Below are 22,453 nucleotides of genomic sequence, written 5' to 3' on the forward strand. Positions count from 1 at the left end.
GCTTCATATGTATATATTTAAAGTGTTTTTTTTAATTCTTCATCCTTTTAATTGCCCCAGGTAGCCATCCAGTCCAGATATTCATTTTTGTAATCATTATCATTAAGTCTGATGATAAGATTTTTCAGGTCTTCTTGCTCAAACTCATAATCTGAAACCGTAAAAATCAGGAAAATATCTTTGCCTGTGATCTTTGTGAAAAAGTTCTCGTTTTTAAGTTTCTCCAGTACTTCAATACAGGTTGAATATAACTTAGTCTGAAAACTCTCAAACCATTGATCATCGTCATCGTGCTTACTAAGCTCTGCTCTTAACTGAGTGCAGATTACATCAAATTCTTTATCGGCACCTTCCATTTCATAGGTCCATTCTGCCGGTTCATATTTATAATAAAGAGCATCTTCTTCATCTGCATCCTCCATTACTTTCAATGTATTGGCAGCAGGACAAACCGTCATTGCTCCCTCATCGCTATACAGTGCAAAGCTGTATACTCCTTCTGCTCCATGCTTTTCATACACTTCTAAAAAAGCTTTCCTTGCAGCGTCTTCAATCTGCTGTTTCAAAATTTCAAAATCCATACTTCTTTTCTTTTTTAAAATGGGCGGTAAAAATACCTTTATCCTGTCAAATCAGCACCTTATATTTTTATAAAGGCTGTTCAATTTCATGATTATAGCTATCTGTTTTTATTATACAGGACTAATCCGGGAATCAAAATAGCTGCTCCGGCGAGCATAGGAATCAGCTCTCCATATTTAAACAGCCAGGAAGTTTCTCTGGATGGTCCTATTTTAATCACTACTACCAGGCAAAAGCCTATTATTATCAAAATAATTCCTAGTATTTTTTTCATAATATCAAGTTTTAGTTATTGGTAAATCAGTCTACAAAACTGTTATAACGATCAAGGATGTAGCCTGCTTCTCTTTCCAGGTCATCAAGATCACTGTTCAGTTCCTGATTATTTTCATTAAGACTTCGTTGGACAATTCTCATTTTACCAAGAAAATCGTTAACAGAATTATTGAATGCCTGGTAACTGCTTTCTTTCTGTTTTTCCGATGACGGAATACTTTCGTTGATATTTCTGTTGTATAATTTTTCCATCTGCTGATACTGCTGTGAAAATTTGTATTTATACACATTGATATCCGTCACATCATAAGAATCATCGATGATCTTCTGAGCCAGTTCCATCGTTTCTCTGGATTGGATGATCTGTGTTTTAAGCGGATGATCTTTAAGGGTTTCTATTTCTGCCTTATCTGCTCTGGGAGAAAGTTTTGCAAACAAATCGGTGGCAGCAGTGCGGTTTTCCTGGATAAGTTTTTTTGCTTTTTCACTAATCTCAGCTACCTTTTTTCCTTTATCATCCTTCCAGTCTTCTGCTTCTTTATATGTTTCCAGTTCCTTCTTTAAGGTTTCCAGCTGAGTCATTGTATCTTTCATTGCATCAACAAGTACCTGAAAATCTTTCCCCAACACATCCGGAGCCTTTAATGCCTGATGGGCATGCATCATAATCGTAGGAGTAAAAATGGGTGAGATCCCAGAAAACTGTGGATTAGCTTCTTTATTCTTTACATAGTCTTCCATCTGAACCAATGAATTCTGGAAATTCTTGATAAAGTCCGAATGGGCCTCATCCATTTTCACGATTTTGTTATTAAAAGAAATAATATCTCTGTTGGCATCCCCGGAATTGACACTGAAAGGATTTACCTGTTTTGTCTCATTTTGTGAAAGTTTTTCTTTCATCTTTTCCAGTTTGTCACATGATATGACGGAAAAACTCAGGAAAAATACTCCTGTGGCGATTAATGATCTTTTCATAATTCTATATTAAAATTTGAGTAGGTGTTTTCTTATTTGACTTTTACATGAATATCTTCCAGTTCGTTTACAATTTCCTGCATCTTTTTTTGGGTGAAAGATTGTGATACTAAAGGGCGCTTAAGTTTTGATACATTTTTAAAATTAGCATACAAATAACATCCTAAAGGAAGAAAGCCCATCCGGAATGTCTGTAGCTCAAAGCCCTCAAAATCATTCAGATTGAAGATAAATCTCTTTCGGTTCAAGCCGCTGTTTGTTACCGTAAGAAGCTGATTTTCCATATCAAAATTTACCTTTGGCGGAATAAAAGAAACGATGGTGATCAACAATGAAAAGATGAGCAAAACAATTCCTGTTTTCAGATAGTCCGTATAAGTGATGAGCAGTATTGAAATACCAACCCAGGCTATTCCTATAATATGCTGAAGTGCCATATACTGCTTCACCACATAATTGGAACCTTCTTTCTTTACATGTTTAAAACCTTCCATATCCAAGAATTCAGATATTATCCGATGAAAGAGAATTTATCCTCGAACATTTTCCCGATCAGAGGTAAAGGTTTTTCAACATCATTGGCTGCATTAATGATTCCGATGATCATTAATATCAAGGGGATAAAACCAAATATTCCAAGAATTCCAATTTTGGTTACCATCATAATAATATTGAGGATGATGGATAATACGATTGAAAAAATAATCAATCCCAAAGACTGTTTCAAATGATATTTTAAAAGCTTATTCGATTTTTCTTTTCCGATAATGAAGGAAATCAGCCATCCGAAAAGCGTAATGTAAGAAACAATTGATAATGTTTTGTTGTCCATAACTGTAAAGTTTTAAATTAATATTCTTTGATTTTTTTCTGGTTCAAAATTGCAACAGAAAAATACCCTATTCATCATTTCAGCAACTACAAAACATCTTCAACCGAGATTACAGCTGACTACAAAACGTCTACAAAAACAAATAAAACACTGATTTACAAGCATATAAAAACTTAAATCATTTTTACTTTTTTAGGTGGGAAATTGACAGGTGTCTACAATTTTTGTACTTTCACCCTATGAAACTAAAGTACTCACTTTTATATTGTATACTTTTTATCTGCACCTTATATCCCGCACAGAATACATTTATTGATGGTCTTAAAAACCAATTGAGCGAAGATCATATTTCAACTGCAGAAAAGTTCAGAATTTACAATGAGCTTACCGAATATTACAGAGTCAGTGATCAATATACTACCGCAGAAATATATGTACAGCAACAACTGGAGCTGGCAAGAAAGGAACAAAATGATGCCGAGGAAGTAAAAGCACTTACCCAGAAAGGAATTATTAAGCTTAACCAGTCTGAGTACAATACAATTCCACCTATTATTGATGCTGCGAATGAAATTGTTCAGAAGAAGAATAATAAAACTGCCGCGTTATATGCCAGTTATCTGAATATCTACTATAGGAATGCTCTTGGTGAATCTGAAAGTACAATCAAACTGATACAGAAAGTACTTCCTATGGTAGAAAAACAGCCTTCAGAAATCATGCTGAATGCAAAACTCAATTATCTTCTCTACGGAATCTACACTGAATGGAATGATGCTGAAAATGCTACCAAATATGCAAAAAAATCCATTGAGCTTGCTGAGAAATCAGGAAATAAAAATCTATTAAGCTCAGCCTATTCTGCATTGGCAGTTTGCTACTCTTTCCAACATGAAAAGACCGGAGACTTAAAAGATCTGAAACCTGTGATAGAAATGTGTAAAAAGGCGGTTTCCTTATACCATCAGTTTCCGGGTCATGTTTCTGCTCATGTGCATGCTATGGCATTGCTGAATCTTATCAATTATTATTTGAACTATCCTGTTATGACTCCTGAGATACGGGAGGAAATTCAGAACAATGCTAACGAAATATTAGCCCTTACTGAGCATACAACCCTTAATCAGGGAATGCAGGCAGGAGCACTTGGTGTTTTGAGTAATCTTGCTTCCCGGGATCAAAATGATGCTTTATCAGAACAATATCTACTGAAAGCAGAAACAATTCTTCTTACACAACAGCCTGTTTATTACCATGTCATGATCAATGTAGTGAAAGATCTTGCCCAACTGTATGCAAAGCAAAAAAACTATCAGAAAGCCTATGAATATGAGTCAAAACTAACAGAATACAGTAATCTCCTTTTTGATGAAGGGCAGGCTGAAACGGCCAAAAGACTGGAAGCTCAATACCAATCTCAGAAAAAAGAATCTGAACTCAGATCTCTCACCGAAAAAACAGCCAGTTTGAAAAAAGAGAAGCTTCTCTATATTGGGTTGGGAATTATTGGATTGATTGGGGCATTCTTTATGTTCCGTTCCTATCATTTTAAGCTCAGATATTCTATAGAAAGAGAAAATAAGCTTGATACGGAAAAGCATGAAGCAGAAATACAGATTAAACTTCAGAAGGAAGAACAGGCCAGATTAAAGGCAGAGCAGGAACTTCTTACCCTTCAGCAGCAAAAACTTCAGAGTGAGGTACTGGCCAGCCAGCTTCATATCCAACATAAGAATGAGGTTCTTCAGAACCTTCAGAACCAGCTTTCTGATACTGACATCAATATTCATCAGGTTGTAAAGGGAGAAAACCGTGTTGACAATGATTTTGAAAAGATCAGATTCACCATTCAGGAACTGCATCCGGATTTCTTTAAAAACATCAGTGAAAAAGCCCAACAAAAACTTACCGCTCTGGATCTGAAATACTGCGCTTATATTTATCTGGGAATGGATACAAAACAGATTGCCAACCTCCTCAATGTAGAACCCAAGAGTGTAAGAATGACCAAATACCGCCTGAAAAAGAAGTTCGGGCTGGATGAAAATACCGCCTTAGAATCTTTTTTCCAGGGAGTATTCTCTGAGTAAGCGACCCATATTTTATTTCTATTTCAAATTAAAAGCTTTTTAACCTCATGTTGAAAAGCTTTATTTTTATATCTCAGGTTCCTCTGCACGGATTCAAATTTAAAAAACCCAAGGTTTTCTGCAAAAATTGATAAGATGCTTACCTCGTTTTCGGATTAAAAGATGTGATTTTAAAACAAACAAATTACCAGAAGCATACAAATTGTGGTCAAAACAAGTGACTCAACATCTTATTATCACGCTCAAATCACCTGTTTTCTGATATTGTACAATAGAAAATATTACCATACAACCTAATGTTAAAGCCTGTAGTTTTCTTTTTACAGCTGGCATGCAATTTATACTTTTTCGAATTTCACATATTTCACCAAAATTCAACTTTCATTCCGGGTAAAATTTGCATTTGTGTATCAAGCAAAATACAAATCATTTACACATTTTATCCCTATAAAGTGATCTAAATAGTTATAGTTTTATCCCATCAACGTTGATGAAATATATTCTTCAAATTTAAAATGCAAGTGTACAGTGCATGATAAATAGGTAGAATTATTCACCCAGGTCAGGGTTTATTTGACACAAATGATTTATATAAAAACAATTAAAAATTACACACATGAAAAAATTAAATGGAATGAAGAGAGACTTCTCTTCTTTGGAAAACAAAAAGCTGAAAAATTTACAAGTCATCAAAGGTGGTGAAGGTACAAATGTTAGAACTTCAGAGGCAACAATATGTGGCAACAACTGCTCTGATACAAATTATTTTAAAGATGGGGTTAAAACAATGACCCTAACCGTTGAAGGTCCGAATACTACAGCTCCTTACTAATCAGTTATAATGTGGACTGCATACCGACCTATGCAGTCCTTTTATTTACTTTTTATAACATTTTTTAATTGCATTAGTTCTTAATACCTATCAGAATATGAAACAAAATATAAAGTATTTAATTATATGCATACTTTTCTGTGCCTGTAAAAATCGGAATTATATTCCTTATTATAATAAGGTCAATGAAATCGATAGTATTTACAGAGTGGCTAAACAACCTGAAAAAGCAATAAAATTATACAAAGTACTATTTAGAAAATACCACCCTCTCAATCAGGAACGTATTGAAGAATACGAAACTTATATCAGACTTTCTGATCAACACCAGAAAAAGTTTGGAGGGAAGAAAAGCCTTTATAAACTTATTCCTTTAATTGCTCCTTATTGGGTATACAAAAGACAAAATTCAAAATTTATTAAACTGTATAAAAAATATGATATAGATAGTTTGGATATGGAGCGGAAAGTTGCACAGTGGAAAAAAAGGCTTAATCAAAAACTTGCGGATTCTTTTGCTGTCGCATTTAAACGTGATCAGAGTAGCCGAAATGATCTAAATTATCAGGAGATTACTAAAAATGATAAAAAAAATGCTGAACTCCTAAAATGGATGTTTGAAAATTATGGTTTTCCAAGTATGCAAAAAATTGGTTTGTTAAATGGCGATTTTTTTATGCCTTCAGGACCTATATTACTACATATGGGAGATTATGACGAATACCATCAATATTTTAAAACCAAAATATTAGAATATGTAAAATCCGGTGAGTGTCCACCTCGTGATTATGCTGCAATGATTGACAGAAATAATCTGCATCACAAAGTCCCATACACATATGGGGTTTATCAGGGATATCAAAATATAAAAGATTCCGCAACCACAAACCGAAACCGCAAAAGTATTGGTCTTCCAAGTTTAACATACCGAAACAAATTAGCAAAAGATTTAGCAGATAGCTTAAAAACAAAATGATACTAGTTTTCTCTAATGATAATGAAAGGACAACAATTGAAGTTATCCGCTGGTTGGTCATCATGAATAAAGATTTTCTTCACATTCATGAAGATGAAGTTTTTGAAATAAAAATTATAAAAAAGAGATTTTTATTACAAAGCCAGAAAAATAGTTTTTTTCTTGATGACATAGAAAGTGTATGGTACAGAAGAGGGGGTCTACAATTTAAACGTTTGCAATACAATAATGATTCTATTAATATTCATATGAATGAGGCTCAACATTGGCTTGAAGATTATGTATTAAGTACATTAGAATCTAAAAACCATGTGAATAAACAAACAAAAGTCCATATTAATAAGCTTTTGGTATTAGAATATGCTCAAAAAACAGGTTTTGATGTACCCAATTATTTCCTGGCTGAAAATACAGATGAAATTACATTAAATCAAACTATTACAAAGGCTATTACAGGCAATGTTATATTAGATAGTATATTTAATAATCAGGATGGTATCATGTATACTACTATAGTAGAAAAGCAAGAAAAGCAAAGTTTTTTCATCTCTTTTTTTCAGGAAAAGATAGAAAAGGATTTCGAAATAAGAACATTTTATATTAAAGGAGAATGCATGTCTATGGCAATTTTTTCTCAAAATGATGAACAAACTAAAACGGACTTCAGAAAATACAACAACAAAAGACCTAATAGAAATATTCCATATAAACTCCCACAAGAAATAGAATCAAAGATTAATGAGATTATGCAGGCATTGGATTTAAATTGTGGTTCACTTGACTTTATTAAAAGTGGTGATAAATACTATTTTTTAGAAATTAATCCAGTAGGACAATTTGCTAATGTTGCATACCATTGTAATTATCCTCTATTTAAAAAAATTGCAGAATGTTTATGATGAAAAAATTAAACGAAAAACACAAATTACCTCTCATATTCAAACATATAGAAACCTTTAATAATAATATAAATAGGAAAAGCAAAAACATTATTTATGTTTTAGAGTGCAAAAAATATCAGACCAATTATTATATCAGAGAAAGACCTATGAAATCATTAAACAGATTATTATGAACTTTTATAATATAAAAACACAAAATAAAACCATTTATTTAATCCATATAATCTGCCCGGTTCTTTGCCTGTATCTTTGTGCCTGCAAAAATCAAAATTATATTCTCTATTATAATAAGGTCAATGAAATTGACAGTATCTACAGAATGGCTAATAAACCTGAAAAAGCCATAAAAAAATTCATAAGACTATTTCACAAGTATGAACCCAAAAACCAAGAGCTTACTGAAGAATACAAAACCTACATTAAACTTGCAGATCAATATCATAAAAATTTTGGTGGAAAAAAGAGTCTATACAAGCTTATTACCCTGGTAGCTCCTTATGGTAATGAATATAAAAAACTTTATCCGCTTTGTAAAAAATATGGGATAGACAGTCTGGAAGCAAACCAAAAAGTAGCCGATTGGAAAATGGGCCTGAACAGAGCATTAATAGACTCTTTTAGTATTGCTATGATGCGTGACCAGGAAGGAAGACCTGAAAATATAGCCCTTGTATATAAAAATATTGAAAAAAATATAAATCTTTTTTTCTGGACATTTGAACATTATGGGTTTCCTGATGGACAAAAAATAGGGAGATTAGGAAATGATAATGTTTTCATCGCTATGCCTACATTGTTAAGCCATATGATTGGCTCAAAAAAATATCCTGAATTCAGAAAAAAATTATTCGAATATGTAAAATCAGGCCATTGTTCTCCACAGGAATATGCTTTAATGTCTGATACCTATGATTACTATAAAAATACTGCCGTACGATACAGCTTACGAAATAATAATCAGGATTCTGTCCGGGTTAACCGCAACCGAAAAAGTATTGGACTTCCCAGTATAAAACATTCATCTAAAATTAGAAAAGATAAATTTAAGAAAATATAATGTCCATCATTTATCGAAAGTAATGTAAAAAAGATCTTACCAACATATGAAATACTTCAACCTATTTAGCAATATCCTCATCACCAAAGGAACCACCAGAATCCTGATTTCAGATCTACAGAGAAATGTATCAGAACTGTATCCTCTGGAGTTGTATGAAATTATAGAAGAGTTGAAAAACAAGTCTGTTGAAGATACAATTACAAGTTATGATGAAGAATCCAAAGAAATTGTTCAGAACTATATCAATCTTCTGTTGGAAAAAGAATACGGATTTATTACCGGAAATGATTGGGACAGAAATTTTCCTCCTCTCTCTTACGACTATCATGAACCCAGTACTATAACAGATCTTTTTATAGAAATGGAAGATCTTAGGATCTTAAAGAAAATATATCCGTCAATAGAAAATCTTGGAGTTAAACATTTGGTTATTTACAGTTTAAAATCCTTAACCTTAAAAGATTTTATAGAAATTGATGAAATTTTTAAAACCTCGGTTTTATCAGGAATAGAAATTTTCTCTCCGTTTCATCAGAAAATGGACTTATCTTTTATACAGGCTCTTCAAAAAAACACAGTCAGAATTTACAGTCTTATTCTTTACAATTGTTCTAAGCCTCCTTTCAAAGCTAAAGATGAATACCGTTTCTCGCTGCATTTTCTGAAAGATGACCTGAAAATATCTGCGTGTGGAAAAGTGGAACTGAAGTACTTCAATACCAACATTACTAAAGTGACAGAAGCAATTAACCACAATTCCTGCCTGTATAAAAAGATAGGCATTGATAGACATGGTAACATCAAAAACTGTCCGCTCATGAGTGAAAGCTTTGGAAACATCCAAAAACAAAGCCTTGAAGAAGCCATCAATCAACCTGATTTCAGAAAATATTGGGATCTTACCAAAGACCAAATTGAAATATGTAAAGACTGCGAATTCCGTTATGTCTGCACAGACTGCAGGGCATACACTGAAAATGCTGTTAAAAACAAAAAAGGTCTGAATATATCAAAACCTCTGAAATGCGGCTACAATCCTTATACAGGCATTTGGGATGATTGGTCAAAAAATCCTTTGAAACAGGAAATTTTTAATTCTCTGGAACTCAGATAATTTTTTTTCATAAACCTTGTTATAATTGAAAACCGCTTCTAAATTAGATTTAAAAGCGGTTTGTTATTTTATTGTATTTGAAACTTTATTTAAAAAACTTCCATTTCGGGATAATGGCAAGCATTCCGAATCCTGTAAACAGGAAAAGATTGGTAACATCCGTATACAGAAATGTAGACAGATAGTAATTGTGCATAAAGAAATGCAGCACCAGTAACACCGGAAACATAATGATTCCTACTTTTCTGTAGAAGAACATCAATACCAGCCCGATCATCATCAGTACATCAATAGAAAAAATTACATAGAAGTACCACCTCGGAATCTGAAGGAATTCATGCTGCAGATATTCATCCACATCGATACCAAGCCCCATTATAGTAAACAACATCAAGGCAGCAAATGCCAGTATGAATCCCCATCCTTTCTTCGGGTCTTCGTCAAAATAGCTGTATTCTTCCATACCTACAAAAATAAAGAACTTATGAGAGATTTCATAAGTTCTTTTATAATTATTCGTTTAAAATTTGACTTACACAGAGATTGCGTTAATCAGTCTGTTTTTGTCACTTAAGAATTCCTCCATAGAGATCATACTTTCAGTTCTCATTACATCCTGAATGTCGTCGATCTGGTAAATAATTCTTTTAGCATCATCAGTATTCTTAGCTCTTACTTTACAGAAAATATTATATTTTCCGGAAATAACGCTAGCCTCGATTACGTTAGGAAGAGTTGACAATTCTTTCAATACTTCTTGAGTACGGTTTGATTTTGTCAAAAGGATACCTATGAAAGCTGTAAAGTGATAATCCAGCTTACCATAATCGATGTTAAGAGATGATCCCAAAATAATACCTGCATCTTCCATCTTTTTCACTCTTACGTGAATTGTTCCAGCAGAAACATCCATCTGCTTTGCAATTTCAGTAAAAGGCATTCTTGTGTTTTCTACTAAGAAATCAAGAATCTTCTTGTCTATTTCGTCCAGTTGATAGTTCATATTAGTTAAATTACAATTTCTTTAAAAAATCTATGTATTTTTTGCAAATTTACGAAAAATAATTTAACTAAAAAATATATATCAAATATTAACAATAATTAACACAGATGATAAAAATCATTAAAATATTCTAATTATTTACCATTTGATTTTATAGAATCTGTTTTTATTTCACCTTTTGCGTCTGAAGTTTTTTTGTCTTTTTTCTTCTTTTTAAACAAAGAATTGAAGCTTTTACTCCACACTACCCCTCCACCATAGGCTTGATTAGCAGAACCGTTTGTACTCACCATTCCGATGTTTGTAGGCTTGGAATAAGCACGTATAACCAATGAACCGTCATTCTTTTTAGATAAATCGTATTCTACTGATCCCTCCGTGGAAAGGTAATTGTTTTGGGCACCATCTGTTTTTGATAACGGAATACCCAAACCTGTTTTGATATTAACTCTTGGGGAAAGCGCTACACTCACTCCGGCATTGGCTCTGTCTCCAAAATTTGAGTTCTGGTCTCCTTTTACATAATTAAGGTCAATCTGGAATTCATTACTCATCGTATTAAGAACAGATCCCAGCTGTTTCAGAAGCATATTATATCCGGAAGATTCTGCTACATTACCTACATTTACATCGAATCCACCTGTATTAGATACATTGAAAGTACTTAACAGCAATACAGAACCAAACTGGAGAACTTTCTCTCCTTCCTGACTCATTTTCGCAGCTAGCGTTTCTCTTACCTGACTGGACACATCCATCGCCGTCACATTAAGATCAATCTGAGGGTCTACCAACGACTGGGTAATGTGGGCCTGCAGCAAGATACTGATAGGCTGTAGTTTCCCCATACTAAGATATTCTCCCGCATTGGAAACCATTCTTATATAATTGGCATTGATATCTAATGTAGGTTTCATAGCATCCCCATCCCATCTGATACTACTGTTTCTTTCAATCTGGAATGTTTTATTCAGAATAGCTTTAGAGACAAATGTTCCGTTATCTACTTTATAGGTACCGCTCATGGCAATATTCCCCTGTCTGTTCATATGGAACCTTAGCGGATCCGCTGATCCTTTTACGGTAATATTTCCCACATCATCTCCTACCAGTACATTCACAGTAGTTCCTTTATCTACTGCAAGGTTGAAGTCAATGTTCATATTAGCTCCTGTTTTTTTCTTTTCTTCCAGTGTGATCAGACCATCTTTTCCTTCTTTCAGGAATCTCAGCATTTTAAATTCCTCTACATTGGAAGTAGAGCTGGAATTAAAGGTAAAGGTACTTCCGTTAAGCGCCTTCATATTAGGAGTTGTTATACTTAATCCTGAAACCGGTCCATCCACGTACAGGTCTCCCTGCCCATAAACTCTTCCCCAGAACAGGTCAAAATCTTTTTGCGTAGTATTCAGCATCAACAGGTTATCGGCTCTCATTACGAGAGATACCCCCATTGAAGAAAGCGTTTCAAACTGAATCGCCCCGGAAATATTCCCTTTGGAATTGGTTCTTCCGTCGTGTACTTCAATATTGTTGAGGATAGCAAGCCCTTTAGTTAACTGAATTACTGTATCATCAAATGAATAATCTACTCCGGTAAACAGAAGCTTCAGTCCAAAATCTTTTAAAGCAATATCTCCACTATAATCAAGATTGTTAAGCTTTCCATTGATTTTAAGATCTCCTGTTGCTTTTCCACGAAGGTTTCCAAAAATAGTCTGCACAAACTGCTGTGTAAATGACAAGTCAAAATCACGCATTTCTGCTGTAAGATCAATAATCGGTGAAGAAGTATTATTATTAACTGTTCCCGTCAGATTAAGACTGTTGTTTCCGAGTACTCCGGCAGAGTGAACTTTCACATCAATATCATATACATTCAGTGAGAATCCATTGGTGGCAGAAATAGAGATATCTCCCATATCATTGCCATTCATCTTAATATCATCAATGTTAAGATCTACCAGTGGCTGAAGAGTACTTTTATCCATTTTGATCTTAACACTTCCATTGGCAAGACCTTTAATATCCATGGTATTTCCTCCGGACTGCATTTCCAGAAGTTTTTCTACAGCAAAATCGTTGATATCTGCATCTACATAAAAGTCTTTCGCAGACTTAAACTGGGCTTCTTTAATAAACAAAGCACTTTTATCAGAATAAACTCTCAGATTTCTGATATCAAAATCTCCGGTTTTCTTTCTGTAGGTAATGGAGTGATCCAATTCTGGACTTGTATCTATTGCCCAGGTAACATCATTGAATTTTACCTCGGTAGGTTCAAACCTGAATACATAATCTCCGGCCGCATCAGTAGACTGATCTACATTGATGGCATATTCCTTAAGCTTTTCATTAATCTCATCATCAGGACTTCCATGCTTAAATACAGTGGCTAAATGAAGGGTATTTCCGTTTTCATTATTCCCTTTAAGCTCAAAATCTTTGATCACATTTTTATTATAAATGACTCTGTTGATCTTAGCATACAATTGCTGGTTAAGGTCTCCAGTGTTAATTCTCACTTTAACACTATCCACCATCGCACTATCTCTGCTGAGATTCTTACGGTCATTAATTTTATAATCAGGATTTGAAGATGCCAGCGCCTGATCAGCATCTGTAATCTCTTCCTCCTTAGTCATAATATACTTTAAAGATGCCGCATCAAGATTCAGAATCAGATTGTTCGAATTTCCATCATATTCCCCTTCTACAAGAGCTCCTTGCGGCAATCTCAATTCGGGCAAGAAATAATTGATCAATCCCTGCTGAACATCAAACTTCAGCGCAAAATTCTGTCCACGGTATAATTTTCTTGGCGGCGGACCCACTAATATCTTTCCTACTCCATTTTCTACCATTCCTGCAAGATCTGCAAGACTGTATTTTCCTGAAATTTTACCTGTCGCTGCTCCCGGAGCATCTACATCAATGACACGACCGCCTGCTTCAACAAACGTTTTTAACTTGGCATTCGGAATATTATATTTTTGAGTAGCTGAAGCAAAGTGAAGGTTATTGGCATTCACATCTAAAGTAAGATCGTTGATAGAAGACATGGCCATTTTCCCATCAACCTGACCACTTACCACCTGAGTACCTGGCTTATTGGTAAAGTAGTTCATATTCAGGTAAGTGACGTCTGCATTAACGTCCATAGCAATTCTCGAAGTACTGAAATCTATCAATCCTTTGACCGTAGCTTTAGCCTGTTCATCATTAACAGTGATGAGTCCGTTATATTTTTTATGATCCAATAAACCATCCAGATACAGATTATTGATCGTTTTATCCATAATTTCAATACTTGCAATCTGAGATTTTGTCGTCAGACGCATGGTATTGACATCAAAACTTTGTCCGTTAAGATCAAATTTACCGGAAATTAAACCGACTGCTTTATTCTTTGTAATGACTGAAGTATTGAGATCTTTTACATCAAGATAACCGGAATATTTTGGCATTGCAGTACTGTATCCCGTCAAGGTAAGTTTGGAAATTTTTGCCTGCCCTATTCCTGTCATTAAGTTACCATTATCCACATAGATCTGATCCGGATTCACTTTTGCAGTTCCATTATATTTCAGTTTTCCGAAATCATCGGCAAAGTTCTTCATCTTTTTGGAGATGAATGAAGGCATCATTGCTTTTAAATCCTTGTAGGTAAAATCTGTGGAAAGTTCTTTTGTTTCAATAGCAAAATGACCTTTCAGCAGATTGTCTACCTTCATCGTTTTGGTAGCAATATTAACATCAGGGTTTCTGATCAGAAAATTTTCAAGATGAAATTTATTCAAAGGACCAGTCATAACCCCGGAAAGATTGAAAGGTTTGATATTATCCCAGTTGGTTACAAAATAACTGATATCATAACCACTTAGCTGGCTTCCCTGTTGAATATTCATATCCCAACGTACCTTGTCTGCAAAATCTGCCCAGGATCCGTCGTGAAGATTAAATTTAATATCTCCCTGAAGTAACGTATGATCTGTATTCAGGGTAAGGTCTTTTAATGACAAAAACTGCTTCGTTAGAGACAGTTCTGTTGAAAAAGTATCTACAAAATGAGATTTCCCCCATCTTGAAGTTACAAATGACATATTATTGATTAACGCCGAAACATTCGGACCGTTAACTTTTACGTTCGGTGCTTTTAAGTTGAATTTTGTTGCTGTCAGCCATTTCCCTTGTTCTCCCGGAGAGTTTTCATTAACGATGGAAACTTTAGAATCAATGATCTGAATTCTGGAATTCAGTTGAAAAGGAGGTTTCTTAGGATCTCTTTTCTTTCCATTGTCAAAGAGTTCTACAAACCTGACAAAATTGGATATACTGTCACCTTTATAAGTAATTACTTTTACATCGGCATTCACAAGAGCCAGAGAATTAAAACTAAGAGAATTACTGCTTCCTGAGATGGCATTTACTGCCAGAGATATCCAGTCTGAATCTGCGCGAAACTCACGGGCTGTAATAAAATTAAATCCTTTATAATCTTTTACTTTTAACCCTTTTATGGTGACATCACCAAAGTAATTTACATCTACACTTTCTGTAGAAAAATCAGATTTAAAGTCATTATTAACAAGCTTGAGTGCCTGATCAGCGGCCCATTTTTTCGTTACCGGAAGATTGATGGCAATAAGGATTCCCCCTACAAGGAAAATCCCCAGCCAAAAGAGAATCAAGAGAAGTTTTGCCCACCATGTATAGCTGGTAACATCCTTTACTGCCTGTTTCCCAAACTCTTCAGCCGTTTCCACAGGATGGTGTAAAGCATCCGAAGCAAGCTCTGATGCCTCCTTCACTGTTTCCCGTACTTTTCCCTCTACATTTTCAACAGTTTTCTGTACCTGATCCCCTAGGTTTTCAGCTACTGATTTTTTATTCTCATTCTCGTTATTATTCTCTAACTTTGCCATTATTATGAGCGACTCTATAATTTTAGGTATTGAATCGTCCTGTGACGACACCTCAGCAGCTATCATCAAGGGAAATTCTATTCTTTCAAACATTGCCGCGAACCAGGCCATCCACAAAGAATATGGCGGCGTTGTCCCTGAATTGGCTTCACGAGCCCATCAGCAAAATATTATCCCCGTTGTTGAAAAATCTTTTTCTAAAGCAAATATACAACAAAATGCTATCTCTGCTATAGGATTTACTCGCGGACCGGGACTTTTAGGATCTCTTCTTGTAGGAACATCATTTGCTAAGTCTTTGGCTATGAGCCTGAATGTACCTTTGATTGAAGTAAATCACCTTCAAGCCCACATTCTGGCCCATTTCATCGAAGATGCAAATCCTGTGCCGCCTACCTTTCCATTTTTATGTCTTACCGTAAGCGGTGGACATACTATGATTGTACTGGTAAAAGACTATTTTGACATGGAAATCATCGGGAAAACCATTGATGATGCAGCAGGAGAAGCTTTTGATAAAATCGGAAAGATTTTTGACCTTGATTACCCTGCAGGACCTATCATCGACAGATTGGCGAAGGAAGGGAATCCTGATGCTTTTAAATTCAACAAACCGAAACTGGAAAACTACGATTATTCTTTCAGTGGTATTAAAACTTCCGTGTTGTATTTCATTCAGAAAGAAGTCAGAAAAAACCCGGATTTCATCAAGGAAAATCTTAATGACCTTTGTGCTTCTGTACAGAAATCAATTATTGAAATCCTGATGAATAAGCTTGAAAAAGCAGCCAAAGATCTCAATGTAAATCAGGTGGCGATTGCAGGTGGTGTATCTGCCAATTCTGCACTTAGAAAAGCAATGGAAGACAATAAAGAAAGACTTGGTTGGGATATCTATATTCCTAAGTTCGAATATACAACAGACAATGCAGCCATGATTGCCATGGTGGCAAAGCTGAAGTTTGAGCGGGGAGAATTTACAGATTTAAGAACTTCCGCAACCGCAAAATACGACTTATGAAAATACTCTTAGAAGAAAAAATACTGGGAACACAGTCTAAAAAGAATTCAAAATATTACTGGGTATTAGAAACGATCACAGGAAGACAGGAAGGATCAGAAACTTTTTCAGAGTTTAACGGAGGAAGTTCTGAGACAGGATATATTCAGGATATCAAAGAGGAAGTTTTACAATTAATTAATTCTGAACATCTTTTTAGTTTTCCTTATACACCAAAAGAAGGAGATTATTTATCCATCAAAAATAATTTGAGAAAGCAGGAATATTTAAATCTGATTTTCATTAATAATATCTGGATAGAAGAAATATACATGTGTTCTTACAGGGAGTGTGATACGGATATATACACCACCATCAAAACAGGAGTGGCATTTATAAACCAGGATATATGAAACTATTCTACGGAGACATCAACGGAAATAAAGTTACGATCAACGATGAAGAACAGCAACATATCGTAAAAGTTCTTCGCATGAGAGATGGAGAAGATATTCATGTGACGGATGGAAAAGGGAAACTGGCTTCCGGAAAACTTATTATAGAAGGCAAGAAAGCCGGTATTGAAGTTTCTGAGATCAAAGAAAATCTACCGGAATTCACTCCAAAACTTCACATTGCGATTGCTCCTACCAAGAATATTGACAGAATCGAATTCTTTGTAGAAAAAGCGGTGGAAATGGGCATCTCAGAAATAAGCATTATTATCACTGAGAAAACGGAGCGTAAGAATATTAATATCGATAAAATCAGAAAACAGGCTGTTGCTGCCTCCAAACAAAGTCTGAGATTTCATTTTCCGGTGATCAATGACGCTGTAAAGCTAGGCGATTTTCTGAAAAATATTGATCCGGAACATACTTTTGTAGCCCATTGCCATGAGAATCTGGAAAGAATTGATCTTAAAAATATTCCTCAATTGGAACAGCTTACATTTTTAATTGGTCCTGAAGGTGATTTTTCCGAAAAAGAAATTGCTTTTCTAGCCGAAAATAAAGTGAGAGCAGTTTCACTCGGAAACCAAAGACTCAGAACGGAAACGGCTGGCGTTTTTGTAGCCGCATGGAATTATTACAATATGATATAAATAAAAAGAGAAGGCATGAAACCTTCTCTTTTTTATTTTTGACTCATTATTTCCAGTCAATATTATTCTCTTTAAGGTATTTTTCAAAAATCTGCTGTCCGCTTCTTATTGAATTCACTGCCCAAAGGATTTGCATCCTTAAAAGTTTTTCTTCATTCAGTTTATAATCAATCCCAGACTTTATCAACTTTTGTTTCAGTTCATACATGCAAATGGATGCCGCTACAGAAACGTTGAAGCTTCTGGTAAAGCCATACATCGGAATAGCCAGTGTTTCATCAGCAAAATCTAAAATCTCCTGGGAAACGCCCTCCATTTCAGTTCCGAAAACCAAAGCAATGGGTTCTGTAATTTCATACTCAGGCAACATTTTAGCGTTCTTTTCCAGCGAAACCACCACTATTTTATATCCTCGGTCTTTAATATTCTGGAAGGATTCCATATTTCGGGGAAGTTTTTCCACCTCAACCCAGGTATCTGCTCCTTTTGTTACACGAAGATTGGGTTCAAAACTGTATTCTTCCTGCAAAGCTACTACTTTATGGAAACCACAGGCTTCCACAGAACGTACAATCGCAGCAGCATTTCTAAACTGATAGATATCTTCTACCACCGGAAGGACAAAGTCTGAACTTTCCTGAGAAAAATGTTCAATTTTCTCGAGTCTTTCTTCGGTTAAAAACTGTTTTAAATATTCAAAGGTTTGCGCTAAATCTTTCATCCGCATTTAGTTATTTTTTTCAATAGCCCTATGAAACATCTCTCATTTTCATTTTATTTTTATAAAATTTCATGATAAGCGTTTCATTCATTTTCAAATCTTTGCAAATTAACGTAATTTTGACCTATGAACCCTAATCGGGCTCCAATTCTTAATAAATTAGTACATGAAGCGAAAAGTCCTGCTCATCTATACCGGTGGAACCATCGGAATGGAAAAAGATTATGAAACCGGAAGTCTCCGTGCCTTTGATTTTGGAAATATATTCGAAAAGATGCCTGAAATGAGACTCATGGAATGTGAAGTCTTTGTGCATCCTTTCGCCAAACCACTGGATTCCTCGGATATGGGACCTGAAGAATGGAGAGTGATCGCCAATTATATTCAAAAAAATTACGATGACTATGATGGCTTCCTGATTCTTCACGGAACGGACACGATGTCTTACACAGCATCAGCATTAAGCTTCATGCTAAAAGGATTAAGAAAACCAGTGATCATGACAGGTTCTCAGCTTCCGATTGGTGATCTGAGAACGGACGCTAAGGAAAATCTTCTGACCAGCCTTTATTACGCCAGCCTTTATGAGAATGATGAAGCAGTGATTCAGGAGGTTGCCATTTATTTTGAATACAAATTATTAAGAGGAAACAGAACGTTGAAATATTCTGCGGAGTATTTTGATGCCTATTCAAGCCCGAATTACCCTATTCTTGGGCAGTCTGGAGTTCATTTGAATATTATTAAAGACAACTTATTCCGTTGTGATCCTGAGGTAGAGTTTCATGTGGATGAACATATTTCCGAAGATATTTTATTCTGGAGAATTTTTCCGGGAATGCATCTGAGCCACTTCAGAGAAATCCCTAAAATGAAGGTTCTTATTCTTCAGGTTTTTGGCTCGGGAACTATTTTCAGCAGTGCAAAAACTCAGGAAACACTTCAGGAAATCAGAGATAACGGAACCGAAATTGTGGTGGTAAGCCAGTGTATTTCAGGAGGTATCTCATTCGGAAAGTATGAAAACAGTAATATTTTCTCCAGAATCGGAGCGATCAGTGGAAGAGATATGACAGCGGAAACAGCGATTACCAAAGCCATGCACTTGATTGATAATCCAAGTTACTCCGGAAGCTTTGCTGATAATTTCACCAGAAGCCTTTGTGGAGAAATTACAGATTAATTTGTAAGAATTATTTGGATATTCCAGAAAATACACTATTTTTGCAATCTCAAAAAGAGAGGTGTCCGAGTGGTTGAAGGAGCTACCCTGGAAAGGTAGTATACGGGTAACTGTATCGAGGGTTCGAATCCCTTCCTCTCTGCAAGAAGCAAAAGCCTGTGCTAATGATTAGTACAGGCTTTTTTGTGATTAGGATTTTGATACATTTTCTCATAGGTATTTCTACTCACTCTAATAATTGGTCATTTATACTCTACTGCAGGTGACTTGTTCTTCGTTACTTTGAAATACAATCTAATCACCTAAAAAACAAATCAATATGACATCAACAAGTGTAAATGCAAATTCTTCAGGTCAGTTAGTACTTGGAAACGGAGCACAATTCTGGGTGTATCTTTCCCCACAAAATGATACTTCTAAAATGATTTCTACATGGCGTGTAACTTTTTCACAAGGAGACTGGAGTGATTTCATCTCAAGTGAAAATCCTACTAAACAGATTCAGACTCCTAATCTTTCCGGAATCTTTGAAATCAGAGTAGAATTATTAAGCGGATCTACCGGTACATGGCGCCAGATTCCACCTCAGGCTGGAAGTCATAATGAAATAGGCTGCAACTCCAACTGTGCTTCAATGGTAGGAATTGTTGCAGACAGTACAAATCCTCCTATCGGAGCTATTAATGCCCATTTCTGGACAACATGGGATGCTATGTGCGGAGTAAGACAGAACTAACAGGTAAATCAACCAGTCCATACAACCAAGTTGCCACAATATGTAGATATTGTGGCAATTTATTTTTACACCTATACACTACAATATCAAATAATTAAGAGATTAATTAATCAACACGATATAGATTCCCACAAATTACCAACAAGTTATACACATTTTATCCACAATTGCAATTCAGTTCTAAAATTCAATCTTTCCTTTAGAAAGTTTTATTCCTAAATCTATCCTAAATCGGGCCTTTACTTTGTCTTGTTTTTAAACAGTATTAAAAGATTTTGAATAAACATTCTATGAACAAAGCCTCTAATTTTGCTATTACAAAGTATTCTCTCTGCGTATCAACAGTATTCTCATCCGTTTCATGGTTTCGCAGTTATTTAACAGTAAAACAGTTATCCACACTATTGAGCATGAAGAAATTTTTTGCAGGATTATTTTTATTGGGATGTATAGGAACGTCGATCAAAGCACAGATCAGTCCACCTGGACTGGGAGATGCCAACAATGCATTCTGGGGAGCCTTCGGAGTGAAGCGACAACTTGACTCTTTGGGTAAAAAACAGGCTTTGAGCTATGTAGCCATCGGTAGAAAAAGCAGTCCGGATGATCATAATCTGTTTTCGAAGCAAGCGATCATTGTTTTAAATCATGAAGTTTATCATTCCTTTGCTCCACACCAGCAATATAGCTATGCATTAAGTTACCGACGTCAGCCACAATACGAAAGCACAGCTCCTTATGATCAGGAAAATACAGAACAGGAATTCAGAATTTATGGAAGATATGCCTATACTTTTGATCTCGGCAGGAAATGGAAACTTAAAAGTACCATACGTCAGGAATTCAGGAAGTTTTTTGATGCAGACTTTCATAAAGTTGAAGAAGATTTTCAGTTGAGAACACGGGTCAAGAGTCAGTTAACCTATAATTTATCTCCTAAAAACAATCAGAAACTGGCCCTGAGTGCAGAAGCTTTGTTTTCTATAAGCCACCTCAATGAACCGGATTCTGAATGGAGTTCGTTTGGATACCGTGAAATGCGTATTGCAGCGTATTATATGTTTACGATTCCGAACTCTCCTTTTACCGTAGATATAGGATATATGGACGATCTGATCAGAGACAGCAGAAGTATTCATCATGGAGGCGTTCATTATCTGGCTGCCGATCTGGTATGGAACATTCCTTATAAAAAAAACAAGTAATACACGTAAGCAAGTATTCATACAATTGTAATACAAAATCCCGATCATTACTGACCGGGATTTTTGGTTGAAAACATAAGTTTTCCGCAATATAATTAAGTATGAATGTTTGGTGTAAAATTTTAGTTGCACAAAGTCAAAAACTGACGGCTCAACTGCACATTGAATTTGGCTTCCGCCCTTGAGCGTGCATAAATAGTCTGTTTAAAAGCGTGTACTGTTTTTAATTTCTGATCAATAAACTCTGCAATCTGAACAACAGAAAAAAGAAAGTCTCTGTATACCGCCATATTAACGGTCTGTCCATAATAGGGAAGATAAGCTTTTAAAAAAGGAATGGCTTTCTGATGACGGTTGTAGCTGATACAATACCCTACCCCTTCCATTGAAGTAATAATACTGTAGTTATTAATATAATCCTGAATATTTTTACTGCCGTCCAGAGCATGGGTATTTTTCGAACAGAACTTATTGATCTTGTCCAGAATATGCTGAGCATACTCCATCATAGAAATATTTTTAAATTCAAATACCTGATTCATTCCGCTGGATGGGGAAATTCCGTTTTCACTATCAATACAGAAAGAGATTCCTATTTTTTCATGATAAGGAAAAAAACAGTCTTTCACTTCGATGGAAGCATCGGGCTTTAGCATGTCATCTGCAAAGTTATAATACACATAAGGGCGATAAAGCTCTGCAAGCGCTTTCAGATAATCTGTTTCGCTGGTATTATGATATTCTTCAAACCATTTTTCAAGGTTATCGTAATAATTACTTTCAAAGTCGTTAAAGTTTAAGTAAAATGGCAATTCCATAGCTCTGTAATTTTGATATGACAAAGCTATATCCGTAATGCGACAAAACTTGACGTAATATATTTTTTTGTAAAAAAGATTTGAATGGGTGTTAAGTCAATGGTCAATTTTTGCT

The 22,453-nt window shown here is 35.2% G+C and carries 22 protein-coding genes and 1 tRNA gene; 13 read left to right on the forward strand and 10 right to left on the reverse strand.

Translation table 11 applies throughout. From position 1 onward, the window contains the following. Window positions 1–47: 47 nt before the first annotated feature. The 5 genes from ACMA47_RS11705 to ACMA47_RS11725 form a co-directional block, all read right to left on the reverse strand. Window positions 48–581 (reverse strand): DUF4303 domain-containing protein, encoded by a 534-nt coding sequence (locus ACMA47_RS11705; protein ID WP_413929921.1) that lies wholly within the window; start codon window positions 579–581, stop codon window positions 48–50. A 98-nt stretch (window positions 582–679) separates the two neighbouring features. Beyond that, window positions 680–856, reverse strand: a complete 177-nt coding sequence (locus ACMA47_RS11710) for a DUF6903 family protein (protein ID WP_413929922.1) — start codon at window positions 854–856, stop codon at window positions 680–682. A gap of 26 nt (window positions 857–882) precedes the next feature. After that, window positions 883–1,836: a hypothetical protein gene (locus ACMA47_RS11715; protein ID WP_413929923.1), complete on the reverse strand. Its 954-nt coding sequence runs from the start codon at window positions 1,834–1,836 to the stop codon at window positions 883–885. Window positions 1,837–1,868: 32 nt separating this feature from the next. Then, complete coding sequence (locus tag ACMA47_RS11720; RefSeq protein ID WP_413929924.1) at window positions 1,869–2,330, reverse strand: hypothetical protein; 462 nt, start codon at window positions 2,328–2,330, stop codon at window positions 1,869–1,871. Between the two features lie 17 nt (window positions 2,331–2,347). After that, the gene (locus ACMA47_RS11725; protein WP_413929925.1) at window positions 2,348–2,668 is read right to left on the reverse strand and encodes a DUF4870 domain-containing protein; all 321 of its coding nucleotides are present in this window, start codon (window positions 2,666–2,668) and stop codon (window positions 2,348–2,350) included. A 239-nt stretch (window positions 2,669–2,907) separates the two neighbouring features. On the opposite strand from ACMA47_RS11725, the gene ACMA47_RS11730 reads away from it, so the two are divergent. The 6 genes from ACMA47_RS11730 to gwsS all read left to right on the forward strand — a co-directional run bounded on the left by ACMA47_RS11730 (window position 2,908) and on the right by gwsS (window position 9,642). After that, window positions 2,908–4,758, forward strand: coding sequence for a helix-turn-helix transcriptional regulator (locus ACMA47_RS11730; RefSeq protein ID WP_413929926.1), 1,851 nt, complete (start codon window positions 2,908–2,910; stop codon window positions 4,756–4,758). Between the two features lie 616 nt (window positions 4,759–5,374). After that, entirely contained in the window at window positions 5,375–5,590 is a 216-nt protein-coding gene (locus ACMA47_RS11735; RefSeq protein ID WP_413929927.1) for a TIGR04139 family peptide modification target, read from the forward strand. A 97-nt stretch (window positions 5,591–5,687) separates the two neighbouring features. Next, window positions 5,688–6,566 (forward strand): hypothetical protein, encoded by an 879-nt coding sequence (locus ACMA47_RS11740; protein ID WP_413929928.1) that lies wholly within the window; start codon window positions 5,688–5,690, stop codon window positions 6,564–6,566. Next, window positions 6,563–7,465 carry a grasp-with-spasm system ATP-grasp peptide maturase gene (gwsG, locus tag ACMA47_RS11745; protein WP_413929929.1) on the forward strand — a complete coding sequence of 301 codons (903 nt, stop codon included), beginning with the start codon at window positions 6,563–6,565 and terminating at the stop codon, window positions 7,463–7,465. The genes ACMA47_RS11740 and gwsG overlap by 4 nt, the downstream gene beginning before the upstream one ends. A 172-nt stretch (window positions 7,466–7,637) precedes the next feature. After that, the gene (locus ACMA47_RS11750) at window positions 7,638–8,525 is read left to right on the forward strand and encodes a hypothetical protein (protein WP_413929931.1); all 888 of its coding nucleotides are present in this window, start codon (window positions 7,638–7,640) and stop codon (window positions 8,523–8,525) included. Between the two features lie 46 nt (window positions 8,526–8,571). After that, window positions 8,572–9,642 (forward strand): grasp-with-spasm system SPASM domain peptide maturase, encoded by a 1,071-nt coding sequence (gwsS, locus tag ACMA47_RS11755; protein ID WP_413929932.1) that lies wholly within the window; start codon window positions 8,572–8,574, stop codon window positions 9,640–9,642. Window positions 9,643–9,727: 85 nt separating this feature from the next. On the opposite strand, the gene ACMA47_RS11760 is transcribed toward gwsS, so the two are convergent. The 3 genes from ACMA47_RS11760 to ACMA47_RS11770 form a co-directional block, all read right to left on the reverse strand. After that, window positions 9,728–10,105 (reverse strand): hypothetical protein, encoded by a 378-nt coding sequence (locus ACMA47_RS11760; protein WP_413929933.1) that lies wholly within the window; start codon window positions 10,103–10,105, stop codon window positions 9,728–9,730. Window positions 10,106–10,174: 69 nt separating this feature from the next. Continuing rightward, window positions 10,175–10,645, reverse strand: a complete 471-nt coding sequence (locus ACMA47_RS11765; RefSeq protein ID WP_034696982.1) for an Lrp/AsnC family transcriptional regulator — start codon at window positions 10,643–10,645, stop codon at window positions 10,175–10,177. A 134-nt stretch (window positions 10,646–10,779) separates the two neighbouring features. Continuing rightward, window positions 10,780–15,570 carry a translocation/assembly module TamB gene (locus tag ACMA47_RS11770; protein WP_413929934.1) on the reverse strand — a complete coding sequence of 1,597 codons (4,791 nt, stop codon included), beginning with the start codon at window positions 15,568–15,570 and terminating at the stop codon, window positions 10,780–10,782. 4 nt (window positions 15,571–15,574) lie between these two features. On the opposite strand from ACMA47_RS11770, the gene tsaD reads away from it, so the two are divergent. The 3 genes from tsaD to ACMA47_RS11785 are packed head-to-tail and all read left to right on the forward strand — an operon-like array spanning window position 15,575 to window position 17,675. Next, window positions 15,575–16,591, forward strand: a complete 1,017-nt coding sequence (gene tsaD, locus ACMA47_RS11775) for a tRNA (adenosine(37)-N6)-threonylcarbamoyltransferase complex transferase subunit TsaD (protein ID WP_105702627.1) — start codon at window positions 15,575–15,577, stop codon at window positions 16,589–16,591. Then, window positions 16,588–16,983, forward strand: coding sequence for a hypothetical protein (locus ACMA47_RS11780; RefSeq protein WP_413929935.1), 396 nt, complete (start codon window positions 16,588–16,590; stop codon window positions 16,981–16,983). The genes tsaD and ACMA47_RS11780 overlap by 4 nt, the downstream gene beginning before the upstream one ends. Further along, on the forward strand, window positions 16,980–17,675 hold the full coding sequence (locus tag ACMA47_RS11785; RefSeq protein ID WP_413929936.1) for an RsmE family RNA methyltransferase: 696 nt from the start codon (window positions 16,980–16,982) through the stop codon (window positions 17,673–17,675). The genes ACMA47_RS11780 and ACMA47_RS11785 overlap by 4 nt, the downstream gene beginning before the upstream one ends. A 46-nt stretch (window positions 17,676–17,721) precedes the next feature. On the opposite strand, the gene ACMA47_RS11790 is transcribed toward ACMA47_RS11785, so the two are convergent. Then, window positions 17,722–18,402 carry a TrmH family RNA methyltransferase gene (locus ACMA47_RS11790; protein WP_114820739.1) on the reverse strand — a complete coding sequence of 227 codons (681 nt, stop codon included), beginning with the start codon at window positions 18,400–18,402 and terminating at the stop codon, window positions 17,722–17,724. A gap of 160 nt (window positions 18,403–18,562) precedes the next feature. Between ACMA47_RS11790 and ACMA47_RS11795 the strand changes: the two genes are divergently transcribed. From ACMA47_RS11795 to ACMA47_RS11810, 4 genes are all read left to right on the forward strand, one after another. Next, window positions 18,563–19,579 (forward strand): asparaginase, encoded by a 1,017-nt coding sequence (locus tag ACMA47_RS11795; RefSeq protein WP_306597100.1) that lies wholly within the window; start codon window positions 18,563–18,565, stop codon window positions 19,577–19,579. Window positions 19,580–19,634: 55 nt separating this feature from the next. After that, window positions 19,635–19,721 (forward strand) — tRNA-Ser (locus tag ACMA47_RS11800). Window positions 19,722–19,898: 177 nt separating this feature from the next. Then, window positions 19,899–20,315, forward strand: a complete 417-nt coding sequence (locus ACMA47_RS11805) for a hypothetical protein (protein WP_047428034.1) — start codon at window positions 19,899–19,901, stop codon at window positions 20,313–20,315. A 410-nt stretch (window positions 20,316–20,725) separates the two neighbouring features. Next, entirely contained in the window at window positions 20,726–21,520 is a 795-nt protein-coding gene (locus tag ACMA47_RS11810; protein ID WP_413929937.1) for a DUF2490 domain-containing protein, read from the forward strand. 122 nt (window positions 21,521–21,642) lie between these two features. On the opposite strand, the gene ACMA47_RS11815 is transcribed toward ACMA47_RS11810, so the two are convergent. Then, the gene (locus tag ACMA47_RS11815; RefSeq protein ID WP_413929938.1) at window positions 21,643–22,338 is read right to left on the reverse strand and encodes a hypothetical protein; all 696 of its coding nucleotides are present in this window, start codon (window positions 22,336–22,338) and stop codon (window positions 21,643–21,645) included. Window positions 22,339–22,453 lie beyond the last annotated feature (115 nt).

It is taken from the genome of Chryseobacterium sp. T20, assembly GCF_047345655.1.
Lineage (GTDB): Bacteria > Bacteroidota > Bacteroidia > Flavobacteriales > Weeksellaceae > Chryseobacterium.